25 protein-coding genes are annotated in these 26,678 nt (G+C 49.8%); 13 read left to right on the top strand and 12 right to left on the bottom strand.

Features of this window, described 5'->3' with window-relative positions; genetic code table 11:
• Positions 1 to 362 precede the first annotated feature (362 nt).
• Positions 363 to 1,796, top strand: a complete 1,434-nt coding sequence (gene tldD, locus OIR97_RS05240) for a metalloprotease TldD (RefSeq protein WP_219821662.1) — start codon at positions 363 to 365, stop codon at positions 1,794 to 1,796.
• A complete protein-coding gene (locus tag OIR97_RS05235; RefSeq protein WP_169544538.1) occupies positions 1,797 to 2,645 on the top strand; it encodes a hypothetical protein in 849 nt (282 codons plus the stop codon).
• Here OIR97_RS05235 and OIR97_RS05230 read toward each other — a convergent pair.
• Both OIR97_RS05230 and OIR97_RS05225 read right to left on the bottom strand, forming a co-directional pair.
• Positions 2,642 to 4,009, bottom strand: a complete 1,368-nt coding sequence (locus tag OIR97_RS05230) for a glutamate--cysteine ligase (protein ID WP_169544537.1) — start codon at positions 4,007 to 4,009, stop codon at positions 2,642 to 2,644. The two genes, OIR97_RS05235 and OIR97_RS05230, sit on opposite strands and share 4 nt — an antisense overlap.
• Positions 4,010 to 4,163: 154 nt before the next feature.
• A complete protein-coding gene (locus OIR97_RS05225; protein WP_169544536.1) occupies positions 4,164 to 4,904 on the bottom strand; it encodes a 16S rRNA (uracil(1498)-N(3))-methyltransferase in 741 nt (246 codons plus the stop codon).
• 120 nt (positions 4,905 to 5,024) lie between these two features.
• On the opposite strand from OIR97_RS05225, the gene ubiA reads away from it, so the two are divergent.
• The 5 genes from ubiA to OIR97_RS05200 all read left to right on the top strand — a co-directional run bounded on the left by ubiA (position 5,025) and on the right by OIR97_RS05200 (position 10,468).
• A complete protein-coding gene (gene ubiA / locus OIR97_RS05220; protein WP_169544535.1) occupies positions 5,025 to 5,960 on the top strand; it encodes a 4-hydroxybenzoate octaprenyltransferase in 936 nt (311 codons plus the stop codon).
• 9 nt (positions 5,961 to 5,969) lie between these two features.
• Positions 5,970 to 7,478: a UbiD family decarboxylase gene (locus OIR97_RS05215; protein ID WP_169544534.1), complete on the top strand. Its 1,509-nt coding sequence runs from the start codon at positions 5,970 to 5,972 to the stop codon at positions 7,476 to 7,478.
• 6 nt (positions 7,479 to 7,484) lie between these two features.
• Positions 7,485 to 8,255 carry a sulfite exporter TauE/SafE family protein gene (locus OIR97_RS05210; protein WP_169544533.1) on the top strand — a complete coding sequence of 257 codons (771 nt, stop codon included), beginning with the start codon at positions 7,485 to 7,487 and terminating at the stop codon, positions 8,253 to 8,255.
• Positions 8,256 to 8,318: 63 nt separating this feature from the next.
• Entirely contained in the window at positions 8,319 to 9,674 is a 1,356-nt protein-coding gene (locus tag OIR97_RS05205) for a TldD/PmbA family protein (protein WP_169544532.1), read from the top strand.
• Positions 9,671 to 10,468, top strand: a complete 798-nt coding sequence (locus OIR97_RS05200; RefSeq protein ID WP_169544531.1) for a 3'(2'),5'-bisphosphate nucleotidase CysQ — start codon at positions 9,671 to 9,673, stop codon at positions 10,466 to 10,468. The genes OIR97_RS05205 and OIR97_RS05200 overlap by 4 nt, the downstream gene beginning before the upstream one ends.
• Positions 10,469 to 10,695: 227 nt before the next feature.
• Here OIR97_RS05200 and OIR97_RS05195 read toward each other — a convergent pair whose 3' ends face one another.
• Both OIR97_RS05195 and xseA read right to left on the bottom strand, forming a co-directional pair.
• Positions 10,696 to 11,505 carry a M23 family metallopeptidase gene (locus OIR97_RS05195; protein ID WP_219821661.1) on the bottom strand — a complete coding sequence of 270 codons (810 nt, stop codon included), beginning with the start codon at positions 11,503 to 11,505 and terminating at the stop codon, positions 10,696 to 10,698.
• On the bottom strand, positions 11,502 to 12,953 hold the full coding sequence (gene xseA, locus OIR97_RS05190) for an exodeoxyribonuclease VII large subunit (protein WP_169544530.1): 1,452 nt from the start codon (positions 12,951 to 12,953) through the stop codon (positions 11,502 to 11,504). The genes OIR97_RS05195 and xseA overlap by 4 nt, the downstream gene beginning before the upstream one ends.
• Before the next feature lie 96 nt (positions 12,954 to 13,049).
• Here xseA and purD point away from each other — a divergent pair, with 96 nt between their 5' ends.
• Genes purD through OIR97_RS05175 form a run of 3 tightly spaced genes read left to right on the top strand, consistent with a single transcriptional unit; the run spans position 13,050 to position 16,497 of the window.
• A complete protein-coding gene (gene purD, locus OIR97_RS05185) occupies positions 13,050 to 14,330 on the top strand; it encodes a phosphoribosylamine--glycine ligase (protein WP_169544529.1) in 1,281 nt (426 codons plus the stop codon).
• Positions 14,331 to 14,343: 13 nt separating this feature from the next.
• A complete protein-coding gene (locus OIR97_RS05180; protein ID WP_169544528.1) occupies positions 14,344 to 15,411 on the top strand; it encodes a phosphotransferase family protein in 1,068 nt (355 codons plus the stop codon).
• Between the two features lie 39 nt (positions 15,412 to 15,450).
• Positions 15,451 to 16,497 carry a phosphotransferase gene (locus OIR97_RS05175; RefSeq protein ID WP_169544527.1) on the top strand — a complete coding sequence of 349 codons (1,047 nt, stop codon included), beginning with the start codon at positions 15,451 to 15,453 and terminating at the stop codon, positions 16,495 to 16,497.
• Positions 16,498 to 16,613: 116 nt separating this feature from the next.
• Here the strand turns inward: OIR97_RS05175 and OIR97_RS05170 are convergent, their stop codons facing one another.
• The 3 genes from OIR97_RS05170 to OIR97_RS05160 all read right to left on the bottom strand — a co-directional run bounded on the left by OIR97_RS05170 (position 16,614) and on the right by OIR97_RS05160 (position 18,658).
• Entirely contained in the window at positions 16,614 to 16,850 is a 237-nt protein-coding gene (locus tag OIR97_RS05170) for a hypothetical protein (protein WP_169544526.1), read from the bottom strand.
• A 128-nt stretch (positions 16,851 to 16,978) separates the two neighbouring features.
• Positions 16,979 to 18,181 carry an acyl-CoA dehydrogenase family protein gene (locus OIR97_RS05165; RefSeq protein WP_169544525.1) on the bottom strand — a complete coding sequence of 401 codons (1,203 nt, stop codon included), beginning with the start codon at positions 18,179 to 18,181 and terminating at the stop codon, positions 16,979 to 16,981.
• Positions 18,182 to 18,223: 42 nt separating this feature from the next.
• Complete coding sequence (locus OIR97_RS05160) at positions 18,224 to 18,658, bottom strand: nucleoside deaminase (RefSeq protein ID WP_181017890.1); 435 nt, start codon at positions 18,656 to 18,658, stop codon at positions 18,224 to 18,226.
• A gap of 141 nt (positions 18,659 to 18,799) precedes the next feature.
• On the opposite strand from OIR97_RS05160, the gene OIR97_RS05155 reads away from it, so the two are divergent.
• Genes OIR97_RS05155 through rsmD form a run of 3 tightly spaced genes read left to right on the top strand, consistent with a single transcriptional unit; the run spans position 18,800 to position 21,001 of the window.
• A complete protein-coding gene (locus OIR97_RS05155; RefSeq protein WP_169544524.1) occupies positions 18,800 to 19,513 on the top strand; it encodes a gamma-glutamyl-gamma-aminobutyrate hydrolase family protein in 714 nt (237 codons plus the stop codon).
• Between the two features lies 1 nt (position 19,514).
• Positions 19,515 to 20,435, top strand: coding sequence for a pseudouridine synthase (locus OIR97_RS05150; protein WP_169544523.1), 921 nt, complete (start codon positions 19,515 to 19,517; stop codon positions 20,433 to 20,435).
• Positions 20,435 to 21,001 (top strand): 16S rRNA (guanine(966)-N(2))-methyltransferase RsmD, encoded by a 567-nt coding sequence (gene rsmD / locus OIR97_RS05145; RefSeq protein ID WP_169544522.1) that lies wholly within the window; start codon positions 20,435 to 20,437, stop codon positions 20,999 to 21,001. Before OIR97_RS05150 ends, rsmD begins: the two co-directional genes overlap by 1 nt.
• Here rsmD and OIR97_RS05140 read toward each other — a convergent pair.
• The 5 genes from OIR97_RS05140 to OIR97_RS05120 form a co-directional block, all read right to left on the bottom strand.
• Positions 20,979 to 21,809, bottom strand: a complete 831-nt coding sequence (locus OIR97_RS05140) for a phytanoyl-CoA dioxygenase family protein (RefSeq protein ID WP_169544521.1) — start codon at positions 21,807 to 21,809, stop codon at positions 20,979 to 20,981. The two genes, rsmD and OIR97_RS05140, sit on opposite strands and share 23 nt — an antisense overlap.
• A complete protein-coding gene (locus tag OIR97_RS05135; protein ID WP_169544520.1) occupies positions 21,802 to 22,998 on the bottom strand; it encodes a BaiN/RdsA family NAD(P)/FAD-dependent oxidoreductase in 1,197 nt (398 codons plus the stop codon). Before OIR97_RS05135 ends, OIR97_RS05140 begins: the two co-directional genes overlap by 8 nt.
• Before the next feature lie 160 nt (positions 22,999 to 23,158).
• The gene (locus tag OIR97_RS05130) at positions 23,159 to 23,407 is read right to left on the bottom strand and encodes a hypothetical protein (protein ID WP_169544519.1); all 249 of its coding nucleotides are present in this window, start codon (positions 23,405 to 23,407) and stop codon (positions 23,159 to 23,161) included.
• A gap of 77 nt (positions 23,408 to 23,484) precedes the next feature.
• Positions 23,485 to 25,359 carry a DNA mismatch repair endonuclease MutL gene (gene mutL, locus OIR97_RS05125; protein WP_169544518.1) on the bottom strand — a complete coding sequence of 625 codons (1,875 nt, stop codon included), beginning with the start codon at positions 25,357 to 25,359 and terminating at the stop codon, positions 23,485 to 23,487.
• Entirely contained in the window at positions 25,356 to 26,639 is a 1,284-nt protein-coding gene (locus OIR97_RS05120; protein ID WP_169544517.1) for a glucose-6-phosphate isomerase, read from the bottom strand. The genes mutL and OIR97_RS05120 overlap by 4 nt, the downstream gene beginning before the upstream one ends.
• Positions 26,640 to 26,678: the final 39 nt, after the last annotated feature.

Here is a 26,678-nt window from a genome sequence, read left to right as displayed (position 1 = left end):
TCAGATCAAGTTGGTGCGGAAACTACACGAACGACCATCAACAGAACAAGCCTTAGACTGGATTTATCTGTATTTTTACACTCAAGACTCTTCTTATATGCCGCAAAACAATAAAAATAAAACAATAAAAACAACACTTTAAACCATAAAGACTACTCCCGTCCCGACGTCTACGAAAGCGCAGATTTGCCGTCTTTTGGTCAAGTTGTGACATTTTGACGCATCTTTAACCCGATAACAATACCACAAGCGCTTGAATCGTTGCCTCTATTAACACTCACCCTCGACATTTTGCTAAGAAAACCACATATTTAACAAAAGGCCTATCCGGGCTTGGAAAAATGCTGAAATGGAGCGTAAGCGTGACAGACATCAAAACTGCCGACAATTTATTCTTTACCGGTACCGATATGGATCGCGGTTCGGTCGAAAAAATCGTGTCGGCTTCTCTCGACGGGGCAGATGATGGGGAACTGTTTTTGGAATACCGACAGTCAGAGGGGTTCTCCTTTGACGACGGCCGGTTGAAAAGTGCCAGTTTTGATACAACACAAGGGTTTGGCCTGCGCGCTGTCGCCGGTGAAGCCACTGGTTTCGCCCACGCATCCGAGCTTAGTGAAAGAGCTATCAAAGCCGCCTCTGACACGGTGAAAGCCGTTTCCAGTGGTCATAGCGGCAATATAGCAATGCCCCCTGCAGGCTCCAACAGTTCCCTTTATGCAGACGATAACCCGCTGCAGAACATCCCCTTTGATGCAAAAGTAAAGACCCTTGCAGAGGTCGATGCTTATGCACGGGCAAAAGACAGCCGTGTGGTTCAGGTTTCGGCCTCTCTGGCGGGATCCTGGCAAGGCGTTGAGATTATTCGAAGCGGCGGCGAGCGAAGCGGAGATATCCGTCCCCTGGTGCGTTTGAATGTTTCTGTCGTTGTCGAACAGAATGGTCGCCGGGAAAGCGGCAGTCATGGTATGGGCGGACGCACAGGCTATGATTTTTATCTGGAAGAGGAAACCTGGCAATCGGCCGTTGATGAGGCGCTCAGGCAAGCGGTTGTTAATCTGGACGCAGTAGACGCGCCTGCAGGGGAGATGGATGTAATTGTGGGACCAGGCTGGCCAGGCATTATCCTGCATGAGGCCGTTGGTCACGGCCTTGAAGGGGATTTCAATCGCAAAAAGACGTCTGTCTTCTCTGATTTAATGGGCAAGCGGGTCGCCTCCAAAGGGGTGACAGTCGTTGATGATGGCACCATTCCAGACCGGCGGGGATCGTTGACGGTTGACGATGAAGGCACCGCCAGCAGCTGCACAACACTCATCGAAGACGGCATCCTTGTGGGATATATGCAGGACAGGCAGAACGCCCGCCTTATGGGTGTGGAACCGACCGGCAACGGCCGCCGGGAAAGCTTTGCCCATCTGCCAATGCCGCGCATGACAAATACATACATGCTTGGCGGAGATCAGGATGCCGGTGAAATTCTTTCCTCCGTCAAGAAGGGGCTCTACACTGTTAATTTTGGTGGCGGTCAGGTTGACATCACCTCTGGCAAGTTTGTGTTCTCCTGCACTGAGGCCTACCTGATTGAGGATGGAAAATTAACCGCCCCGGTTAAAGGAGCAACCCTCATCGGGACCGGCAGTGAAGCCCTTAAAAAGGTGAAAGCCATTGGGAATGACATGGCATTGGATAGCGGTATCGGCACATGCGGAAAAGCAGGGCAAAGTGTCCCTGTGGGTGTTGGTCAGCCTACAATGCTTCTGGGTGGCCTTACTGTCGGCGGCACTGCCAGCTAGATGGTTTTAAAGCGAAAACGACTGTTGGCTGGCGGGTTCATTCTATGCCTGTTGATGGCTGATGCCCCGGCCACATCGTTTGCGCAAAACACCCTCTGGCTTCCCCCTGGCAGCAATACATCCAGCGAAGACGCTTCAGTCGGTGAAATAACAAAAAAAACGGTTCAGTTCAAAGGTCCAGCCCTTTTAGGCAGACTTCTTTTCAGAAGCCCCTCTCTTCTGGGTGAAAAGGCTGTCCGTATTGGATTATCCTGCAATAGCTGCCATCCGGCAGGACATGTAAATACAGGGTTTTACATATCCGGACTGTCAAACAGGCCCGGGCATATCGACGTGACCCATGGCTTTTGGAATGCGGCGTCAGAGGATGGTATTTTCAACCCGCGGAAAATTCCAACCCTGCGCGGCATAAGAGATACAGCCCCCTATGGAACAGGCCCTACATTGCCAGACTTACATGCCTTTACACGTCATGTCATAGTCAATGAATTTGCCGGGCCAACGCCTTCCCGATGGTCATTGGATGCTTTGGTTTCCTATCTGTTACTTCTTGAAAAACAGACAGGTACTGACATGATTGTACAATCCCCCTTTTCGCCTGCAACCGATCTTGTTTCTTTGCTGGAACCCCCGCTGCACGCAGGCGATAAAACAGCCTATACACTAATTGGTGACTTGATTATTGAAGAGCTGGGACGCCAGATTAATGAAGAAAACAGGCAAGGCTACACCCAGCTTGCCCGTGCCATAAAAAAAATGCGCCCGGTTTCATCAGGCGCATCTTTAAACGAAAGGCAGGCGCGGTACCAACGCCTCTTATCACTCAGCCGACAGCTGGATAAACCTTAGTAAGCGTAATCCTTGAACACGGGATCGATGGATCCGTTCCACGCCCCATGATACAAGGCCAGCATTTCTTCTGCAGGCGTAATACCCGTTTCAACGGTCGTTTTCAGCGCGTTCAGGAAATGGGTTTCATCTTCTCCAAAACTATCAAGTTTTTTACGGGCTTTCAGTCCCGCTGAGGAGATATCCAGAATGTCAGTAGCAAGATCGCGAACAGTTCGGCCATCCGGTGTTTTCGTCTGCAAAGCCGTTGTAATAACGCCATCCCGCAGGGATTGACGTTCTTCCGCTGTCCAGTTTTTCACCAGATCCCAAGCCGCGTTTAGCGCATCATCATCATACAGCAATCCCACCCAGAACGCAGGCAAGGCACATAAACGCCGCCATGGCCCACCGTCAGCGCCGCGCATTTCAAGGAATCGTTTCATACGGACTTCCGGAAAGATCGTTGTTAAATGGTTATCCCAGTCCACAAGACTTGGCTTCTCGCCTGGCAACCCGGGAAGGCGCCCATCCATGAAATCACGGAACGACTGCCCCGAAACGTCAATATATTCGCCATTTCGATAGACGAAGTACATCGGCACATCCAGCGCATAATCCACATACTGTTCAAACGAAAAGTTTTCTTCGAACACAAAGGGAAGCATACCAGTCCGATCAGGATCCGTATCGGTCCAGATAAAGCTTCGGTGGCTTAAATGTCCGTTAGGCTTCCCTTGAGTAAAAGGAGAATTTGCAAACAAAGCAGTTGCCACAGGCTGCAGAGCCAAACTGGTTCTGAACTTCTTGATCATGTCAGCTTCGGATCCATAATCAAGATTAACCTGAACTGTACAAGATCGGAACATCATGTCCAGACCATGCTGTCCGCGGGTCGGCATATAATTCTTCATGATCTGGTATCGGCCCTTTGGCATCATTGGTGTCTCGTCCAATGACCATTTCGGGCTGAAACCCAACCCAAGAAAGCCCACGCCAATTTCATCACCAACTTCACGAACCTGGGCCAGATGTGTATGCACTTCTGTACAGGTCTGATGAAGTGTTTCCAATGCTTCGCCAGACAATTCCAGCTGACCGCCGGGCTCAAGGCTAACGCTGTAGCCTTTCATCGTCAGCGCGATAACATTGTCCCCTTCATATTCGGGTTGCCATCCAAAACGCTGCAAGCCTTCGAGCATAGCGCGGATACCGGATGGCCCGTCATAAGGGAGTGGTTCCAGTGTATCCAGATTGAAACCAAATTTTTCGTGTTCAGTGCCGATACGCCAAGCTTCCTTTGGTTTGCATCCACTTTCTGCAAACTCCACCAATTGAGCTTTCCCGGTGATCTCTACCACGTCACCTTTCGCAGGTCCGGACATGTTCTTCCTTTCAAAAAGTTCTGGCCGGACTTTTACGCCCAAACACCGACCGCATTTTTTATGAAGTAATCCATTGAATATAATGCTTCAAGTCTTAATCCATTTATAAAACTGAATACCCATCATTTTCCAGTAACATCAGGGTAACTATGGTTCAATTCCAATCGCCACAAACCGCCTGTAAAAGTGTCAAGCTGGCCATCACCGCTGTTTCAGCCCGTAAAATCCTAGGCCCCAGGCCAATCGCACGAACATTTTCAGACGCCATGATCTGTGAAACCTCCTCCTCAGAGAACCCTCCTTCCGGGCCGATCAGCACCGCCCATTTCCCGAATTTTTTAAGGTCCGCCAATTGTTCCAGAGGCGCCTTCTTATCCAGCCGCTCATTACAGAAAATCAACGGACGGTCCAGATCCCGATGCTTTAAAACGGCTGAAAGCTTTTCCAGTTTACAGATTTCAGGAACAGACAACCGTTCCGACTGCTCTGCCGCTTCAATCGCCTGAAGCACCATTTTATCATGCTTGATCTTATCCGCATTGGTACGAGCCGTCTGAACAGGCGCCAGTTGCGACACCCCCAGTTCCGTTGCTTTTTGCACAACCAGCGCTGTCGGGATCTTTTTCAAGGGCGCAAAATACAGGATGATATCAGGTTCGGGCGTCTGCTCTCTTAGGCAGGACTTCACATGAACAAGGGCTTGGTTCTTTCGAACTTCCTGCAACTCACCAAACCATTCCCCATCCCGGCCGTTGAACAAAACAACTGGATCGCCGACCTGTTTTCGCATGACATTACCAACATAATGGGCCTGTGGTCGGTCCAAAATAATGCCCGCGTCCAAACCGAGTGACGCTTCAACATACAGTCTCACTGAAGAAATTTTAGGGGCCATATCCTGATCCTTAGCCTGTTTGAACTGGATATAATGCATAAGGAACATTGATGTCACGCGGTCATTAGGTTAATCCGGTAAATTCAATGACAGTCAGACTAGATCAGAATGATAAGCAGAATGACAGAAAAGCATGAAGACAAAATCATAGCGGACGCCAGCAAACAGAACTGGGTCGACGCCTATGCCCCCGAGATGGTTCAGCCCTATCTCAAGTTATCAAGAGTGGATCGGCCAATCGGGACTTGGCTTTTGCTCTTTCCCTGCTGGTGGTCTGTCGCACTCGCAACCGGGCAGGGCCAGCTTCCGGATGCTTTTCTGCTCGTCTGCTTTGCGATCGGTGCTTTTGTAATGCGCGGCGCCGGATGCACGCTCAATGACATCGCCGATCGAAATTTCGATGGCATGGTGGAACGAACCCGTAAAAGGCCCATTCCAAGCGGGCAGGTCTCTGTTCGGCAAGCCGTGATCTGGTTGGCTGTTCAGTGTTTGGTCGGTTTACTGGTCTTATTACAGTTCAACCTTCCCGCAATTATTGTCGGGGCTGCCAGTTTAGTTCTGGTCGCTATCTATCCGTTTGCAAAACGATTTACCTACTGGCCGCAGTTTTTTCTGGGACTTGCCTTTAACTATGGTGCCCTTTTGGGCTGGGTTGGACAAACAGGTTCCCTGTCATGGACAGCCGTCATCCTGTATGTGGGCGGCATCAGTTGGACATTAGGATATGACACGATTTACGCGCATCAGGACAAAGAAGACGATATCCTCATCGGTGTCAAATCGACGGCCCTTAAATTTGGCAATCAAACGACAGATTGGCTGTTTGGTTTTTATCTGATCACCTTGCTTAGCCTTACGCTCTGTGGATGGCTGAACGATCTGTCAGTGTTATTCTACATTGGGATCGCCGGTGCGGGCGCCCATCTGTTATGGCAAATACGATATCTGGATATTGACAATTCTGATCGATGCCTGATGTTGTTTAAATCCAATAAAATATTTGGTGCAATTGTACTTTTCGCTATTGTGGCTGGCAATTTCCAAATCCTGGACTAAGGAACTTTCATGTCTTTTTCCTCTATGAGAGATTTTATGGCCCTTCTTGAAAAAGAGGGCAAATTGGTGCGCGTAAAAGAGCCCGTCTCGACTAATCTGGAAATGACCGAGATACAAACCCGCCTTCTTGCCGAAGAAGGCCCTGCCGTTTTATTTGAAAATGTCGTTGATGAAACGGGTAAACCCTCTTCAATGCCTGTGCTGGTAAACCTGTTTGGCACGGTCGACAGGGTTGCCATGGGGATGAACCGAAAGCCCGAACAACTCCGCGAAGTTGGCGAAACACTGGCTTTTCTGCGCCAGCCTGAACCCCCTGAGGGTATACGCGAGGCAATGGGAATGTTGCCGGTCTTGAAAACGGTTATGAATATGCGGCCCAAGACCGTACGTTCCGCCCCCTGCCAGGACATTGTTCTGACCGGCGAGGACATCAATCTTGATGATCTGCCCATTCAGACCTGCTGGCCCGGAGAGCCGGCCCCATTGATCACTTGGCCGCTAGTTGTAACGAAAGGTCCCGGCAACGAGAAAAGCGACGATTTCAACCTTGGCATTTACCGGATGCAGAAGCTGGACAAAAACAAAACCATCATGCGCTGGCTGAAACATCGCGGGGGGGCTCAGCACCACCAAAGATGGGGCCAATCAAAGCAGGAGCCATTGCCAGCAGCGATTGTCATTGGTGCCGACCCCGGAACAATCCTCGCCGCGGTTACGCCAATCCCGGACAATCTCTCTGAATATCAATTTGCCGGACTTCTGTCTGGTAAAAAACAGGAGCTCGTGGATTGTAAAACGGTCCCGCTGAAAGTCCCGGCAAATTCGGAAATTGTTCTGGAAGGGTTTGTATCGCTTGATGACTATGCGGACGAAGGTCCTTATGGGGATCACACCGGCTATTACAATTCCGTAGAGCAATTTCCGGTCTTTACGATCACGGCCATTACAATGCGCAAAGACCCTATCTATCTTTCTACCTTCACAGGGCGCCCGCCAGACGAACCGAGCGTGCTGGGGGAAGCCTTGAATGAGCTTTTTATCCCGCTCATTCAACAGCAGTTCCCGGAAATTGTTGATTTCTGGCTACCGCCTGAAGGGTGCAGCTATCGGATCGCCGTAATTTCGATGAAAAAAGCGTATGCCGGTCATGCAAAGCGCGTCATGATGGGGGCCTGGTCCTATCTGAGACAATTCATGTACACCAAGTTCTTGATTATCGTTGACGACGATATCAATGCGCGGGACTGGAAGGATGTTATGTGGGCGGTTTCGACCCGCATGGATCCAGTGCGAGATATTACCATGATCGAAGACACGCCCATTGATTATCTGGACTTTGCTTCCCCAAAATCTGGCCTTGGCGGCAAGGTTGCAATGGATGCGACCAATAAGCTCCCACCGGAAACCGACCGGGAATGGGGCGAAAAAATCCAGATGGAGAGAGACGTCGTCGACAGGATTGATAAAATCTGGGATAGCCTTGGACTGCCCGGTAACGGCAAATCGATCTGGTCCTAAGTCAAAATGGAAATGATGACAGATCCGATTTTTTACTGTGTTGCAGTGCCTGCTATTCTGCTTGTGGGAATTTCCAAAGGCGGGTTTGCCGGATCACTGGGGATGCTGGGAGTTCCTTTGTTGGCGCTGCTTATTTCTCCGGTGCAGGCCGCGGCAATTATCCTACCGATCCTCTGTCTCATGGATATTTTTGGCATCATCGCCTATCGCAAAAAATTTCACCTGAAAAACCTCCTCTATCTGTTGCCCGGTGCTTTTGTTGGGATCGGTCTTGGGACGCTCCTTTTTGACCAGTTGAACGAAGATATTGTTCGAATTGTTATTGGCAGTGTCGCTGTTCTTTTTACGCTCAATTACTGGCTAAACCCGTTGGCGACGCAATCGGTTCATCAACCCAGCCTTGCCAGAGGCAGTTTTTGGGGCGGCATTTCCGGCTTTACAAGTTTTGTCGCCCACGCGGGCGGCCCGCCTTTACAATTTTACATGCTGCCGCAAAAAATCGATAAAACCCTGTTCGTTGGAACTGCGACATGGTTTTTTCTGGCCGTAAACTATGTAAAGCTGATCCCCTATGCATATCTTGGACAGCTTTCCACACAAAACCTGTCCACCTCATTGATCCTTTTCCCGCTAGCCCCTATCGGGATCTGGTTAGGGGTGAAACTGCATAAAATGGTCCCGGAACAGATTTTCTATAAACTGGCCTATTTTCTGTTGGTGGTGACCGGCGGAAAATTGTTATTCGATGGATTAAACGGCCTTTTGAATTTTTTCTAATTCCATTTTTAGCGTCAATGCTTACCTTAGTAGATATCGTCGATTAAATCCCGTCAGGAAAACATGTCTGATCATAAAGCCAACGAACAAAATTCACTGAACATTCTGGATGACCTTGTCAGAAAGGCACGTGCAAAAGGAGCCGATGCTGCTGATGCCGTCCGTGTGCAGGGCACGTCAACCAGTGTGGCATACCGTTTAGGTGAAATTGAAGAGATCGAAAGATCAGAAGCCCACGATCTTGGTCTGCGTGTCCTGATCGGCAAACAGCAGGCTTTTGTGTCTTCCAACGACACGGATGCCGGTGTTCTGGACGCCTTGGTCGATCGCGCACTGGATATGGCGCGCAACATGCCAGAAGATGCCTATTGCGGCTTGGCAGACCCTGAGCTGCTTGCCAGGGAATTCCCAGAACTCGATCTATATGATCCCTCGACCCAGTCTGCCGAGGAACTGACGGAAACTGCGAAGCAAGCTGAAGAAGCCGCGCTTGCTGTTTCTGGCGTGACCAACTCCGAAGGGGCCAGCGCATCCTTTGGTCATTCATCTATCGCCCTTGCAACATCAGATGGCTTTACCGGATCTTATTCGTCTTCCAGCCATTCCGTAGGAATTTCGGTGATCGCCGGCGAGGGAACCGGTATGGAGCGCGACTACGACTATGATAGCAAACGTCATCTGGAAGAGTTACGAAATGCCGCTGACGTTGGTCGTACAGCAGGAGAACGCACGGTCAAAAACATAAACCCACGCAAAATGCCGAGTGCTAAAGTGCCGGTTATTTTCAGCAATCGTGTATCCAGCAGCATTGTTGGGCATCTGGCGGGTGCGGTTTCTGGCGCATCGGTTGCCCGCGGCACCAGCTTTTTGAAAGATCATATGGATAAACAGGTCTTCAAGCCTGAAATTTCCATCATCGATGATCCGCATCGCCGGCGCGGTGCAGCATCAAAGCCCTTTGATGGCGAAGGTGTGAAAAATAGCCGAATTGACCTGATTGAAGACGGTGTTCTCAAAAACTGGATCTTAAACAGCGCAACGGCCAAGCAGCTTGGATTGCAATCCAATGGCCGGGCGTCACGGGGCACCTCTTCCCCTCCAGGCTCGTCAACAACCAATCTGTATATGGAAGCTGGTTCATTGAGCCATGACGACCTGATCAAGGACATCAAATCAGGTTTGTATATTACCAGCCTTATCGGTTTCGGCGTGAATGGGGTGACAGGCGATTATAGCCGCGGCGCATCTGGCTTCTGGATTGAAAATGGAGAAATCCTGTTTCCTGTATCTGAACTCACTGTTGCCGGTAATCTGAAGGATATGTTCCTTAATTTGACACCCGCCAACGATCTGGAATTCAAATTTGGAACCAATGCGCCAACATTGAGAATTGATGGAATGATGGTTGCAGGAACGTGAACAGTCGGTACCAAACTGAACAAGAGGAACTTGACAAGGCCGTTCGCCAAGCAGGAAAGATCGCGCTCAGCTTTTTTAACAGTGATTTAAAAAGCTGGGAGAAAAACCCGGGCGACCCGGTGAGCGAAGCCGATATCGCAATTGATTCCTTTTTGAAACAGCATCTTTTAAACAGCCACCCCGATTATGGCTGGCTGTCTGAAGAGACAGCTGATGATCCTGCTCGGTTGAACAAATCACGGGTCTGGATTATCGACCCGATTGATGGCACCCGTTCCTTCATCGCTGGCAAACCGGAATTTACGGTTTGCGCGGCCTTGGTCGAAGATGGAAAACCGGTCTGTGCTGCGGTCTTCAACCCGGTTACTGACGAATTCTTTGAAGCAACGCTCGGTCAAGGGGCCTTTTTAAATGGTGAAAAGCTGAACTGCAGTGACAACCGAAGTCTGGAAAACACCCGATTGCTCGCCAGCCGCAAAGCATTTGAATGGCATAACTGGCTCGAAGATACACCTGGTGCCGACTTTGAACATCTGAATTCCATTGCTTACCGGATTGTCCTTGTAGCATCTCAGCAATATGACGCATCCCTATCGCTCTCGGCTAAAAGCGATTGGGACATTGCCGCTGCGGATTTGATCCTGTCAGAGGCTGGGGGACTTTCCACAACGACCAAGGGCCACCACCTCGTTTACAATCAGAAAGTCCCATTGCATGAGACGGTTATTTCGTCCGGACAGGCACTGCACCCGGAACTGATGAATGTTCTTGGAGATTTTGTCCCCAAAAAGTAAAGCCACGCTGCCTTATTTAGGTCAAAAACTGACCTTATCTGAAACCTTCGTACCGTAAAGAAAGGACCATGATGTTTTACATTCGCAAACTCATTCTAACGTCCCTTTTGCTCATGACTGCTGTTGGAGTCAGTGGATGTTCCAGCACGTGGGAAGGGTTAAAAAGTGATACGAAGAAAAACCTGGAAAAAACGGACAGGGTTCTCTCTGGAAAAGACTAACCAAGTCTAGTTTGCCCGACCTTCCAATAGAAGCTGGGGATCCAACCGTTCTTTAAACCAGTTTAACCGCCAGTCCAGATGCGGACCGCTGGCCCTGCCAGTGGCGCCAATCTCGCCAATTTTTTCGCCCTGTTTTACAAATTGCCCTGCCTTCACTGAGAGTTTCGACAAGTGCGAATAAACAGACACGAGACCGTACCCATGATCGATCATAACGGTTCCGCCTGTATAATACAGATCCTGTTCTGACAGTCTGACAAGACCATCCGTCGAACTGAAAACAGGGGTTCCAACAGGCGCGGCAATATCCAAACCGTAATGAGGGCGCTTTGGAATATCGTTCAGAACCCGCTGGCTCCCGAAGACACCGCTAATCCGGCCGGACGCTGGCCATTTCCAGCCAGTTAGAAACCATTTTTCATCAGTGTCTATTGCCCGAATTTTTGCAATCTCACCATTTTCCCGGCGAATTCGTTTTAAGAACTGCTCACTGGGCGTGACCTTTGACGGCGGCAATCCGTTTATCCGTTCTGTTTTGTATTGCCGTTTTGATATCTTCAACCGTTTTTTTGTTATCGTGCCATCCGGACGCTTAACCTCTAATAAAGCCTCAGCTTTATGATCCCGTCCAAATCCGAACACAAACTCGCCGGTGTCAGAAACCCGAATTTCCTTGCCATTCAGCGAAATAGAAGCCCCAGGCGCCGTTTTCCCCAAAATAAGGCCGCCTTGGGTAAATGCTCCCTTCAGCTCCAACTCTCCAGCGACTAAGGGCGTCCCCCAAAGACAGCATAAAACCGCAATTATTCGTATCACAAAAGCGTCCCCTGAGTTGGCTTATTCTCTGGTTTATCCGCACCGGTTTTGTTTTTTTTTGGCGCACTGATGTTAGTTGTTTTCAGGCGCTCTGCCCCAAAAACAGCGGGAGCGTCACCATCTTTCATTCGAACGGTTACCAGTTTCCCTGCCTTCGCCTGCTTAACAGTCGATATCACCTTCCCGTCTTCATCCTGAACAATGCTGTACCCTCTGGACAGAACATTTTTAAACGAAAGACTTTCCAGCAGACGATAGGAAGTGTCCAGTTGATGGGACAGGCGTTCGGTCTTGACTTTGACAGCCCGAGATAGCCGTCCTTCATAATTTGCAAGCCGTTCCTGATACTGAACAAACCCACGGGTCAAGACGTCGGGTCGCAAAAGGGCCCCCGTACTGAGAAAACGTTGCTGCTTCATAGACACCATATTCTGAACAGACTGGCGCAACCGGTTTTCCAGATGATCCAGATGCTGAACTTTTTCCGCAATCATGGATTGAGGATCACGCAAACCGCGAGCGAGCCCCTGCAAACGATCCTTTTTTTCCTGAACAGACCGGGATAATCCCCGTCGCTTTCGGCGTTCAAGGTCGTCGACATAGGCCAACAATTCAGAACGAACCGGAACAGCCATCTCGGCCGCGGCCGTGGGTGTTGGTGCCCGCCGGTCCGAAACGTAATCGATCAATGTTGTGTCTGTTTCATGCCCGACAGCGGAAATAAGCGGTATCTGACTTTCAGCCGCCGCGCGAACCACTTCTTCCTCGTTGAAGGCCCACAGATCTTCCAGACTGCCGCCACCCCGCGCAACGATAAGCAGGTCAGGCCGACGAATTTCACCGCCTTCGCCGATCGCATTGAAACCTTTAATAGCGGCAGCGATTTGTGAAGCAGCTGTCTCCCCCTGCACCAACACAGGCCACAACAGCACATGTGTGGGAAACCGATCCCGCAAACGATGAAGGATATCCCGAATCACAGCACCGGTCGGTGAGGTCACAACACCGATCACACGCGGAAGGTACGGCAGCGCCTTTTTTCGCTCAGGCGCAAAAAGTCCCTCTGCCGCCAATTTCCGTTTTCTTTCTTCCAATAACGCCATCAAGGCGCCAACACCCGCAGGTTCCATGGCCTCAATAACGATCTGGTATTTGGAGCGTCCGGGATAGGTTGTCAGCTTGCCTGTACAGATCACTTCCAATCCGTCTTCTGGCCGAAATGAAAGTTTTTGTGCGGTTCCGCGCCACATAATACCGTCCAGAACGGCTTTATCGTCCTTCAAGGCAAGATAAACATGGCCAGACGCCGCGCGCTTCAGGCCGGAGATTTCTGCCCGCACTCGAACATGCCCGAACTGATCCTCAACCGTACGTTTTAAAGCACCGCTCAGCTCTGAAACTGTGAATTCATGAATGTTGGTCGTTTGAGGGGTGTGAGAATCTGACACTTCTTGCCTTTAGAATATTTGTTTCGCAACGTCACTATGATACAAACTCTACACTCTCCCATAGGGGCAACGAAACAGGAAAATAGCGTTTTTCACATGAATGTATTGGTAATCGGTTCCGGCGGCCGTGAACACGCCCTCTGCTGGGCTTTGAATAAATCCGAAGCAATTGATGTTCTTTATTGTGCTCCTGGAAATGGCGGCATAGATCAAGTGGCGACGTGCGTGTCAATCGATACCGCTGATCACCCCAGTGTTATTCAATTTTGCCGGGACAATGCGATCGAATTTGTCATTGTCGGACCCGAAGCTCCGTTGGTCGAAGGATTGGTGGATAGCCTATCTGCCGCTGGCCTTCCTGCGTTTGGCCCGCGAAAAGGCGCCGCAGAACTGGAAGGATCAAAAGGGTTTATGAAGGACCTGTGCCGGGAATACGATATTCCAACGGCAGCTTATGAACGATTTGACAATGCTGAAACGGCAAAATCCTATCTGGATAGTCAGTCACTACCAATTGTGATCAAAGCCGATGGTCTTGCTGCCGGGAAAGGGGTCATCATTGCGCAATCCCGATCAGAAGCCGACGCCGCCATTGACGATATTTTTGGAGGGCTGTTTGGTGCCTCCGGCACTGAAATTGTTATCGAGGAATTTATGCAAGGCGAAGAGGCCAGTTTCTTTGTTTTGACAGACGGCGAAACCATTTTACCGTTAGTGACAGCGCAGGACCATAAAGCCGTTGGAGATGGCGATACCGGACCGAATACTGGTGGCATGGGCGCCTATTCCCCTGCGCCCGTCATGACAGATGAAATGATCCAGATGACAATCGACACCATAATCAAACCCACGGTTGCCGCAATGAAAGACCGCGGGGTTCCGTATACGGGAGTTCTGTATGCAGGTTTGATGATTACAGAAACAGGGCCAAGGCTAATTGAATATAATGTTCGCTTTGGTGATCCTGAGTGTCAGGTTATTTGCGCCCGCCTTGACAGCGATATTCTACCTGCCCTGCAAGCGACGGCCAATGGTACTTTGGATGAAGTCTCATTAAATTGGAAAGAAACGACAGCTCTACTGGTCGTTATGGCCGCAAACGGCTATCCTGGGGCCTATGAAAAAAATACGGAAATTAGTGGTCTGGATGACGCAAACGCCATTGATGACGTGACCGTCTTCCACGCCGGCACAAAAAAGGAAAACGGGAAAATTCTGGCCACAGGCGGGCGGGTTCTTGGCGTAACTGCCACTGGAAATTCCGTAAGTCAGGCCCAAGCCAAAGCCTATCAGGCCGTTTCCAAAATTGACTGGAAAGAAGGCTTTTGCCGAAAGGATATTGGCTGGCGAGCCATTGCGCGGGAACAACAAAAATAAAAAAGGGAACGTTATGACCACTTCATCTTCTGATTTTTCAGGTATTATGGATGTTCAGGAAAAACATCAAATTGATGCCAATGCCTTACAAGCTTACATGAACGGAAATGTGGATGGCTTTGAAGGTCCGCTGGAAATAAGCCAGTTCAAGGGTGGTCAATCCAACCCCAGTTACATGCTGTCGACACCCAATAAAAAATATGTCCTGCGACGCAAGCCCCCTGGAAAACTCCTTCCATCCGCCCATGCGGTAGACCGAGAATTCAAAGTAATCAGTGGGTTGGCAAATACAGATGTGCCGGTTCCAAAAACCTATTGTTTATGCGAGGACCCTGCCGTTCTCGGCACCATGTTCTATATCATGGATTTCGTCGATGGTGTTGTCGAGTGGGATCCCGCCATTCCACACTTCACCAATGAACAACGCGCCACTACGTTTGATTCCATGAACGCCGCCATGGCCGCCTTACATAGCGTAGATTATAAAGCGGTTGGGCTCGATGATTTTGGTAAGCCGACGGACTATCTGGCCCGGCAGATCAACCGGTGGTCCAAGCAATATAAGGCGTCGGAAACCGAGGTTATTCCAGAGATGGATAAGCTTATGGCCTGGTTACCGGACAATATTCCGGCTGGCGATGAAACGTCTATTGTTCATGGAGATTATCGCCTTGATAACACCATGCTGGACAAAGAGAGTAAAAAGGTGATTGCCATACTAGATTGGGAATTATCCACACTCGGCCACCCAATCGCTGATTTTTCCTATCACTGCATGACCTGGCGTCTGGAACCGGAGCTTTTCCGCGGACTAAAGGGACTTGATTTGCCCTCCTTGGGTATTCCGACAGAAGAGGAATATGTCGCAGCCTATTGCAAACGTACAGGCCACGATACTATCGATAACTGGGACTTTTATATGGCCTACAACATGTTCCGTCTCGCTGCCATCTTGCAAGGCATCATGGGCCGCGTAGTCGACGGAACGGCCTCCAGTCCGCATGCAAAAGAAATGGGCGCCCGCGCCAAACCTCTTGCAGTAAAAGGTTGGGAACAGGTAGAAATGATCCTAAAGAAATAAAAACTCCGCATAACAAACAAAAACAGAAAGGACTGGGGCATGAGCGATAACGCAGATGTTATTCCGGTACGGGAGGCCCATAAATTCGATGAAGGCAAATTCATCGATTATCTCAACGAACATGTCGAAGGCTTTTCCGGGCCGCTAACCATCAATCAGTTTGAGGGCGGCCAATCTAATCCGACATTTTTGCTAAGCACACCAAATCAGCAATATGTTATGCGAAAAAAACCCCCTGGGGTGCTGCTGCCCTCCGCGCATGCCGTGGAACGCGAATATCGCATTATGTCTGCATTACAGAAGACGGATGTCCCGGTCGCGAAAACCTTTTGTCTTTGCGAAGATGCTGATGTCATCGGAACCCCCTTCTACATCATGGAAAAAGTGGAAGGCCGAATTCTTCGCGAACCCGCCATACCGGGTATGGACCCTGCTGAACGTTCCGCAATTTATGATGCCATGAACGACACATTGGCAAAGATGCACAATGTGGATGTGGATGCAGCCGGACTTAGCGATTTTGGTAAAAAAGGAAACTATTTCGAACGTCAAATCGGTCGGTGGACCAAACAATACCGCGCGTCCCAAACCGACGAAGTCGAACCTATGGAAAATCTGATCAATTGGCTTCCAAAGAACCTGCCAAATGATGATACGACAACCATTTGTCATGGTGACTACCGTCTTGAGAATATGATTATTCACCCAACAAAGCCGGAAGTATCAGCAGTGCTGGATTGGGAACTGTGTACTCTCGGGCACCCTCTTGCTGATCTTGGATATAACTGCATGACCTACCATTTCATGCATCCTGCATCGGGCGGATTGGTTGAAACAGACTTCGCCGCGACTGGTATACCAACCGAGCAGCAATATATTGACGCCTATTGCAAGCGAACCGGTCGGGACGGTATCGAAAACTGGGAATTCTATATCGCCTTTTCATTCTTCAGATTGGCAGCGATTGTCCAAGGCGTTTACAAGCGTGGTCTGGATGGTAACGCCAGTTCTTCACGTGCGACCCAATATGGTGCATTTGCTCAGATGCTGTCGATGCTAGGCTGGAGCAAAGTCCAGAACAAGTAATCTCAATCAGGAGAACCGTCGCGCAGGCGGTCTCCTGCTTTACCTGCTATCTGGTATTGACTGCAAACATCCCCCAAAAGAGCACTAAAAAACCCGCCAACTCTGGCGGGTTTATTTTATTTCTGGAGACTTTCAGCGCCTTTGACCCTGAGATCCATCCAATTTTGCAGACATTCGCCGGTATTCATAACGGCGCCCGCTGTGGAGCCCAGTCCGGATATGCCAGATATACCCGCATATTCAGAGAGTTCCTGTGTCATCCATTCGCATGGATCAAGACTCTGATACCGGTATAAAAAGCCGGCAACCACGACAACGACTGCAATCGCTGACCATCCAATTGTCTTGATCATACTGTAATTCCCAAATTACTACGCCTACGAAACGAAAGGCCTGTATATAAGACCGCCCCGAAGTATGCAAAGAAAAAGCCCTCGCATCTGCAGCAAGGGCTTCTTTTATCCTGGATAACGATGACAGATTAATCGTGTTTTTTCAGTTCCAGACGTGCAATCTGGTTTCTGTGAACTTCATCCGGTCCGTCAGCAAGACGCAATGTCCGAGCCCCTGCATAGGCAGACGCCAGACCAAAGTCACTGGTCACACCGCCACCGCCATGGGCCTGAATAGCCCAATCAATAATTTCACAGGCCATGTTTGGTGCAACAACCTTGATCATGGCGATTTCGGCCTTGGCTTTTTTGTTACCAACCGTATCCATCATGTAGGCCGCTTTCAGGGTCAGCAAACGGGCCTGCTCAATCTTGGCGCGAGATTCAGCGATTCTTTCAAGCGTAACCGTCTGCTCTGCAACTGGTTTACCAAATGCCACGCGAGATTTCACACGAACACACATTTTTTCAAGGGCCCGTTCAGCCACACCGATCAAACGCATGCAGTGATGAATTCGTCCTGGGCCAAGCCGCCCTTGAGCAATTTCAAAACCACGGCCTTCACCAAGCAGAATGTGATCGGCTGGAACACGAACGTCTTTAAAATCAACTTCCGCATGGCCATGAGGCGCATGGTCATACCCAAATACAGGTAGGAAGCGCTTGATTTCAATCCCTGGTGTATCCATTGGCACGATGATCATGGACTGCTGATTATAGACGGGCGCTGTTTTGTCAGTCTTACCCATAAAAACCAGTACTTTACAACGAGGGTCCATCGCACCGGATGTCCACCATTTCCGGCCATTAATCACATACTCATCTCCATCACGAATGATATCCGATTCAATGTTGGTTGCATCTGATGATGCGACCCTTGGCTCGGTCATAGCGAAGGCAGAGCGGATATCACCGTTCAACAGTGGAACAAGCCATTTTTCTTTCAGCTCATCATTTGCATACCGTTCGAACACTTCCATATTGCCAGTGTCAGGGGCGGCGCAGTTGAAAACTTCAGGGGCAAACGAGACGCGTCCCATTATTTCGCATAACGGCGCATATTCAAGATTTGTCAACCCGGCGCCACGGTCACTTTCAGGCAGAAACAGGTTCCATAAACCCGCTTCTTTCGCCTTCACTTTTAGCTCTTCGACAATAGCCGTTGGTTGCCAACGATCCCCTTCATTAACCTGCTCTTCAAACACATCTTCATTCGGATACACATGCTCATCCATAAAGGCCTGTACACGTGCTTGTAATTCTTTGACCTTGTCAGAATATTCGAAATTCATGCTGTTTCCCTTTTTTGTTTTGTTTTTTGTTTGTTGTTTTTCTTATCGCCGGGTGGCAAAGAAATTCTTTAGCAATTCAGCCGACTTTTTTTCGCCAATACCACCGTAAACTTCTGGTTTATGGTGACAGGTAGCGTGATCAAAAACTCGGGCGCCATGTTCCACACCCCCACTTTTTGGGTCGAACGCTCCAAAATACAATCTACGAATTCTCGCATGAGAGATAGCGGACGCGCACATGGCACAGGGCTCCAAGGTCACATACAGATCACAATCGGTCAGCCTTTGGCTACCAACCATATTAGCCGCAGCACGAATTGCAAGCATTTCAGCGTGAGCAGTTGGATCGTGACGCCCCACCATCTGATTTCCATTTGTCGCAACAATGCGCCCTGTTTTAGAATCAACCACAATAGCCCCAACAGGGACCTCACCCTGCTTCGCCGCTATTTCTGCGGTGTGCAGTGCATTTTCCATAAAATTTGTAAGTTCCAGATCCATCCCACAAAAGTGCCGAGATTATGGGTTTGCGTCAAGTGACAACCATATTTCATTCATTTTTTCCTGATAGCCTGTCTCATCGCTTGTTTCATTTCGCCGGGAGGCTTAAAAGAAAGCATGAAAAAACCTATTATTGGCATAACTCTGGATTCTGAGGATCCGGGTGCCTATTCGAACATGCCCTGGTATGCCTTGCGCCAAAATTATGCGGATGTCATTACCCAAAACGGGGGTCTACCGATTGCCCTGCCTCATGAACCCGAGATGACGGATCAATATCTTGATCTGATTGATGGGCTGGTCGTGACGGGCGGCGCCTTTGATGTGGACCCCGCGATGTTTGGTGCCACATCACGGCATTCGACTGTCGTGACCAAGGACAAAAGAACAGCGTTTGAGCGCAACATGGCAGAGGCCATGCTGAAAGCAGACAAACCCGTTCTGGGTATTTGCGGCGGGCAGCAACTTTTGCATGTCATTCTGGGCGGTACGCTCATCCAGCATATCCCGGATGAAGTGGAAAATGCCCTCGCCCACGAACAGCCCAACCCCCGAACCGAAGCTGGTCATAATGTCAGCGTCCGGGAAGGAACGCTTCTTCACCGAATTGTGGGCACAACCACTCTTCCCGTTAACAGCGCGCACCATCAGGCTGCAAAAGATGTATCAGAAAACATTACGGTGAATGCTACTGCATCCGATGGCGTTATTGAAGGTATCGAAGACAATCGGTACCGGTTTTGCCTTGGCGTGCAATGGCACCCCGAATATTTGATTTCAGACGGGGACCGAAAAATTATGGAAGCGTTTATTCAGGAAGCGGCAAAATAACATGACTGATGAGACTGAAAAAAAAGAACGCATTGCAAAGCGGATGGCCCGGGCAGGATTGTGTTCACGCCGGGATGCGGAACGCTGGATTGCGGCAGGCCGTGTAGTTGTGAACGGTACCAAACTGGATAGCCCAGCTTTTACTGTGTCGCCAACGGACACGATCATTGTTGATGGTAATCCGCTCCCCAAAAAGGAGCGTCCTCGCCTTTGGCGCTACCATAAACCCGTGGGCTTGGTAACAAGCCACAAAGACGAAAAAGGCCGCGACACAGTGTTTGACAAGCTGCCTGAGGATATGCCGCGTGTCATCTCTGTGGGCCGCCTGGACTTAAACTCGGAAGGGCTTCTTCTTTTAACTAATGATGGAGAACTTGCGCGTCGTCTGGAACTCCCTGCAACAGGCTGGAAACGCAAATATCGTGTACGTGTGCACGGACACCCCAAAGAACGTGATCTGCAACTGTTGCGCAAAGGCGTGACCGTCGAAGGCGTTAAATATGGCGCAATCGAAGCCGATCTTGATAGTACAAAAGGTGCAAATTCCTGGCTAACCATTTCCCTGCGCGAAGGAAAAAACAGGGAAATCCGGAAAGTCATGGAATTCTTAGGCTACACAGTTCTAAGGTTGATCCGGGTTTCATATGGACCACTGCAGCTTGGGGAGTTGGAAGACGGTAAGGTTGAAGAAGTAAAATCGAAAATCCTGCGGGACCAAATGGGTGTCGAAAAATTTGAAGAAGAAGACGACGAAACACCGGAAATAACCGATAAGAACCGGCGAGGAAGGCCCACTCTGCGGACCAAAGGCGGACCAAAGCCCACTGAAAAAAGAGGTGCCAGGTCACAGCCTCACAAACCCGGTAGCATGCAAGGCAAACGCCCGGCGCCGTCCAGAAACCGGTCTGGGAAAAAATCCTGATGCGTATTGTTGGCGGCGAATTTCGCGGTAAGAAACTTTTTTTCCCAGAAGACAAACGTATTCGCCCGACCGCAGACCGCACGCGCGAGGCATTATTCAATATTCTGGCCCATGGTAGTGACTACCGTACGACGAATGGTGCGTTACCGCTTGGCGTTCGGGTCGTTGATGTTTTTGCCGGTACCGGCTCCCTCGGTGTTGAGGCGCTTTCACGCGGGGCGAGCCATGTCACATTTGTGGACAATCACCCAGCCAGCCTAAAACTGATCAAAGAAAATGTTGCGTTGGTTGATGGACGCGGAAAAGCCGATATTCTCAATCGAAATGGCAATCTGCCTGGCAATGCTGGCTATCCCGCCGATCTGGTACTGATGGACCCACCTTATGGAGAAAATCTTGCGCTACCCTGTCTGGAAGGTCTCGACAAGGGCGGGTGGTTAAAAGAAAACACCATTATTGTCATCGAACTTGCGACGAAAGATAAATTGGATGTTCCCGATCGTTTTGAGACCCTGGATGAACGCAAATACGGGGCTGCAAAGCTTATTTTTCTGCGAAAAAACTGACTTCATTTTCGGAGACAATATGTTTGTATTTTTCATATTGGCCCTGAATTAGACTTAACCTTTCCTGAAATACTGGCGGTGCGCCCGCATCCAGAAATGGGGCAACCAGCGGATCAAATGCCGTGTTTTGAAACTCCAGAGAAAGACTGGCGCGTGGGGGCACAGCCCCCTCCTTAAAGGTTCCGCCCCAATGCACAAGATCCTGCGGCCACCCAAGAACAGACCCCGCCGCCGCGGGTAAGGGCTGAGCATACGGTTCCAGTAAAGCCTGTTCCATTTCAGGATTGTCCCGCAAAACATGTTCTTTCTCTCGCGGTAATACGAACATGCAGCCATTTTCTTCTGTGCAATCAGTCAAGGGTATCCATAAAGACAAACTCATCAGCATTTTGTCCCCGCCCAAATCAAAAACCGTTTCCAAATGACAATCCTGATGCGGCCGCCATCCCCGCTCCCCCGGTGCATCGAAATACCAGGCCCACAGGTTTGGCAACAAGGCATATTCATCGCCAAGGAAATGGCCAATGAGCTGATTTAACTGCTTGAACAAATACCAGGGTTGATCAAAAACATAGATGTAAACAGGTGGAATTCCTTTTGCCTGCATCAAAGTCAAGGCCTTCAGGAGAGGATGCAGCTGTTCTTGGCTAAAAACCGGTTTTTCATGAATAAACCCGTTACCCCAAACACCCGTTGCGATGTCATCCAGTCTGTCGTCAGAGAAATCAATTTGCGGAAACGTATATGCCTCCTCAATGGTCAGTTCTGGGCAAAGAGACTCCCAGTCTTTTTTCGAAAGGTTAGACATTTTGCCCCGCGACATACCCAGAAGACCATGCCCATTGAAAATTATAGCCTCCCAGAAAGCCTGTTACATCGACAGCTTCACCGACAAAATAAAGACCGGGCACCTCTTTTGTTTCCATTGTTTTTGAATTCAGGCACGCTGTGCTCACACCGCCCAAAGTAACTTCCGCTTTCCGGTACCCTTCAGTTCCATTGGGCGTAATTGAAACGTCTTTTATAGCTGCGGTTACCTGAGACAGAAGTCTGTCTGAACAATTTCCAAATTCAGGCAATGGTGGTGTTTTCTCCAACAGTTTTTCGACCAGGCGGGACGCCAGATACCGGTTCATAAATTTGATAACACTGCCTTTGGGGTTTTCCTGCCGTTGGGATTTAAGCTGCGACAGCAAATCTTCATCGGGTAGAAAATCAAGATGAATAGCTTTACCGTTTTCCCAAAAAGAAGAAATTTGCAAAATAGCAGGACCACTGACCCCCCGGTGAGTAAACAGGACATTCTCGCGAAAGGATGTTTTTCCGGTTTTCGCGATCACATCAGCCGAAACACCTGACAGGCCCGCGAAGCGCTGCATATCCGGCACATCGAACGTAAAGGGCACCAATCCCGGCTTCATCGGCGTAAGGGAAAGACCGAAACTGCTCGCCATCCGGTGCGCAAAATCATTGGCGCCCATTTTTGGAATAGACAACCCACCCGTCGCAATAACCACAGAGGACGCGTTCACCTGTTCCGTACCGATCCGAATGCTAAAGCCTTTGGGGGCGTGACGTTCAATTCTGTCAGCACCTGCATCACACCAGACGGCAACATTGGCCGCATCGCACTCCTGCAAAAGCATTTCAGTGATCTGAGACGCCGTATTATCACAAAAAAGCTGGCCCAGCTTTTTTTCGTGATAGGCGATGCCATATTTTTCCACAAGATCGATAAAACGTTGCTGCGGATACTGTTTAAATGCCGATTTATGGAAATGTTTATTTTCAGAAAGATATCGATCCGGCGCCGTAAAAAGATTGGTAAAATTGCAACGTCCGCCCCCGGAAATCAGAATTTTCTTGCCAACTTTATCTGATTTTTCAAGAAGTAGGACAGTTTTGCCCCTTTTGCCTGCCTCGATAGCACACATAAGGCCCGCGGCCCCGCCACCAATAACAACCACTTCAAAATTTTTTACTGCTCGTTCTGTCATTGATAATCGTTCCGCTGTATTTCTCTCGCCTTTTAGCGATAAGCCGAACGATTATCAACGTTCTTTCATTAAAAGCGAATGTTCAGATCGAAAAGTGGTAAAAGCTTAGTCGTTTGCTTCTTTTCGAACCATGACGGTTTGTTTCTGGAAAAACCGTCACCTACCGGAACAAGGATATCTCGCCCCCGATGTCCCTTTTCGCGTTTGTAGAATGTTCCGTTGCGGGAGTAGTCGCGGGACCCTGAAATGGTGATTTTTTGATTGCCGTAAAAGAGCTGGATAGCCCCATAGGCAAAGCTGTCATAATGTTCCTTTTGGAGTATTTCGAATGCTCGTCATGTGCTCGGGCAAGCAGAGATACAAAAGCAACAGCCAACAGTCCTGTGAGTGCAATGATCCATTTTGTCATCTGTCCTCCCTTTCCGCGTTGTCCCGAAATCAGGATTGGGTACATCCAATAAACGGTGGAGGCTCAGTTTTCCCTCGTTATCGTCGACCAAACAGCTTTTCGATATCCGTCAGCTTCAATTCAACATAGGTTGGACGCCCGTGATTGCATTGCCCTGAATGCGGTGTTACTTCCATTTCCCGCAACAAGGCGTTCATTTCATCAACCGTCAAGCGCCGGCCGGAACGAACCGAACCGTGGCAAGCCATCGTCGCAAAAACGTCGTCCATCCGGTCTTTCAAGGCAAGCGTCGTATCCAGTTCAGCGAGATCATCAGCAAGGTCCTGAACAAGTGCTTTCACATTGCAGTTCCCGAGCATGGCCGGCGTTTCCCGAATAACAACAGCACCATTACCGAAAGGCTCGACAACCAGCCCCATATCAGCGAGTTCATCTGCCCGTTCGCATAGTCGGCTCGCAGACAATTCGTCCATTTCAACAACGTCCGGTAACAACAGCATCTGCCGGGGAACTGTCTTGTCACTGAAGGCTTTCTTCATGCGCTCCATAACCAAGCGCTCATGCGCAGCATGCTGATCCACCAACACCAACCCATCGCGGGTCTGAGAAACGATATAGGTTTCGTGAAGCTGACTTCTGGCTGCCCCGAGCGGAAAAGCCTGAAAATCATCCCCCTCGCCATGCGACGACGGTCCATTATCGGACTGGGCAACAGGCGCAAAATTGATATCCCGATGATCTTCGCGGCGCGGCTCTTCTGATGCACCCGGGCCCATCGGAGCCTGATACCGGCTGGTCTCTTCAGACATACCCCCCGGATAGGCAGGAGCCATGGCGCCTGACCACCCCCCCATACCCACAGGCTGTGCAGGACGGGATTGCAACGGCATTTGAATAGATTGGGGCTGGAATGATCCAAGTGCCTGTCCGCCGACGGTAGATGACGCCCTGTGTCCATTTTCCGCCAGCGCATTTCGCAACGCCCCAACGATCAAACCGCGTACGCCCCCTGAATCCCTAAATCGCACTTCTGCTTTTGCGGGATGGACGTTGACATCCACCTGATCGGGCGGCAACTCAAGGAATAAAGCGAGCAACGGATGACGATTTCGAGCCAGTAAATCCATGTAAGCACCACGGACAGCGCCTGTGAACAATTTGTCTTTTACGGGCCGTCCATTGACAAACATAAACTGCATGGTCGCATTACCCCGGTTGAAGGTGGGCACCCCTGCAAAACCGGTCAATTTTACGCCATTTCTCTCCGCGTCTATTTTCAATGCGTTGTCTGCAAATTCTCGGCCCATAACGGAACCCAGTCGGTCCAGCCAGGCTTCAAATAAATCGCCTTGTGAGGCCGAAACCCTCAACGCCGTCCGTTTTTCGTCAGAGAGTGAAAAAGCAATGGCAGGATAGGCCATGGCCAATCGGCGCATGACATCGAGTGCCGCCCCGAATTCCGCCCGCTCTGTTTTCAGAAATTTAAGTCGGGCGGGGGTCGCATAAAAAATATCACGGACTTCAACCCGAGTGCCTTGCTGAGCTCCAATTGGTTCCAACTCACCCCGCCGGCCGCCTTCAACATTAAGGGTCCATGCGTTCGTGTCTTCAGCATTGCGGCTGGTAATCCTCATCCGAGACACCGAAGCGATAGACGGAATTGCCTCGCCGCGAAACCCCAGATGCTCGATATTCACAAGGTCTTCATCGGGAAGCTTAGAGGTTGCGTGACGTTCGAAACACAGTTCCAATTCTTCACGGCTCATACCTTTTCCGTCATCCGTGATCGAAATGAGCGAACGCCCGCCTTCGCGCATGACAACATCAATCCGCATGGCACCTGCATCAATAGAATTTTCGACCAGTTCCTTAACCGCAGAGGCTGGTCGTTCAACAACCTCCCCTGCCGCGATCTGATTTACAATATTGTCCGGTAAACGCCGGAGGGTCATCCCTCGCCTCGTAAATACATTTTGGTCAGTTTCTTACCCTCTTCCACTGCAGGCTGATCGAAGGGATTAACACCAAGCAGATGACAGGTAAAGATCGTTTCCAACATATAATGCATGAGCAGCGCTCCAAGAGTTTTCTCATCCAGCTTTTTCAGCTCAATACGACGGAGATACTTGCCACGGCTGGCAAGGGTTGACGCAGTCGCAGAGCCTTCCGCATGCACCACATCACTGATTTTGTGGTCTTTCAGATAATCCAGCGCCGGATCGTCATCGGCAAGAGACACATCCATCAAAGGACTGGTGTCATCCGCATTATTCAGGATCAGTGTAAAAAACTTGTCATTAGGCCCGTCAAGCCATAGTTGCAACTGGCTGTGTTGGTCGATGGGCCCCAAAGCGTTAAGTGGTGTTGTTCCGCGGCCTTCTTTTCCAATACTTTCGGCCCAAAGCTGACGAAACCAATGGGTAAAGGGCTCCAGTTGTTTGGCATAGGGCATCAAAACGCTGATACCGACATTTTCAATTTCATACAAAGCAAACTGACTGGCAGCACCTACACGCGCATTACTTTCAGGGTTGACCAAAGCATCCTGCAAAACGTCCGATGCCCCTTTCCGGACGGCGCGCATATCAATACCGGCAATCATGGCCGGGAGCGCCCCAACCAATGACAAACAGGAAAACCGGCCACCCACGTCCGGGTCATGTGCCAACCGGCGAATGCCCCAGCGGTCAGCAATACGGCCCAGCGGGTTTTCCGTTGGCTCGCAGATAGCAAGGCAATGCTTTGCTACAGCGTCCTTGCCGCCATAATTGTTTAGCGCTTCAACGACCAATAATGTCTGCGCCAAAATTTCGGGAGTGGTGCCGGATTTTGACACCAGAAGAAACAAGGTGTCTTTCAAATCTTCCTCAGCCAAATGCGGCGCCATGACATGATAATCCAGAGTGTCCCAGAAATGCAGTTTCGGATAGACATTTGACGGGTCACGCAGACTGACCAGTACCTGTGCCCCAAGTGACGAGCCACCGATACCCACGACAACAACATAACGATAATTCTGTTTTATCTCGTCGGCCAGCGCCTCAAGCTCGTCCAGATCCTCTGTTTGTTCTGGAAGTGTCAGGATAGGCAAACGCCCCTGATCCTTCAGCACACTCAATGAAGACGCGATCCCTTCTGTCCGTGCTAACGCTTTAGAGAAGGCTGTATAAACCCAATCCGTATAGTCACCGTCTTTTGTAAAACAATTGTCGAATTTTTGCGTATAGGTCATGATTTTTCTTACTATTGTTGGCAGGGTTACAAGAAGACG

The organism is Sneathiella aquimaris (assembly GCF_026409565.1).
GTDB classification, from domain to species: domain Bacteria; phylum Pseudomonadota; class Alphaproteobacteria; order Sneathiellales; family Sneathiellaceae; genus Sneathiella; species Sneathiella aquimaris.
Note: the sequence above shows the minus strand (reverse complement) of the source record. Positions and strands in the feature narration are given on the sequence as shown.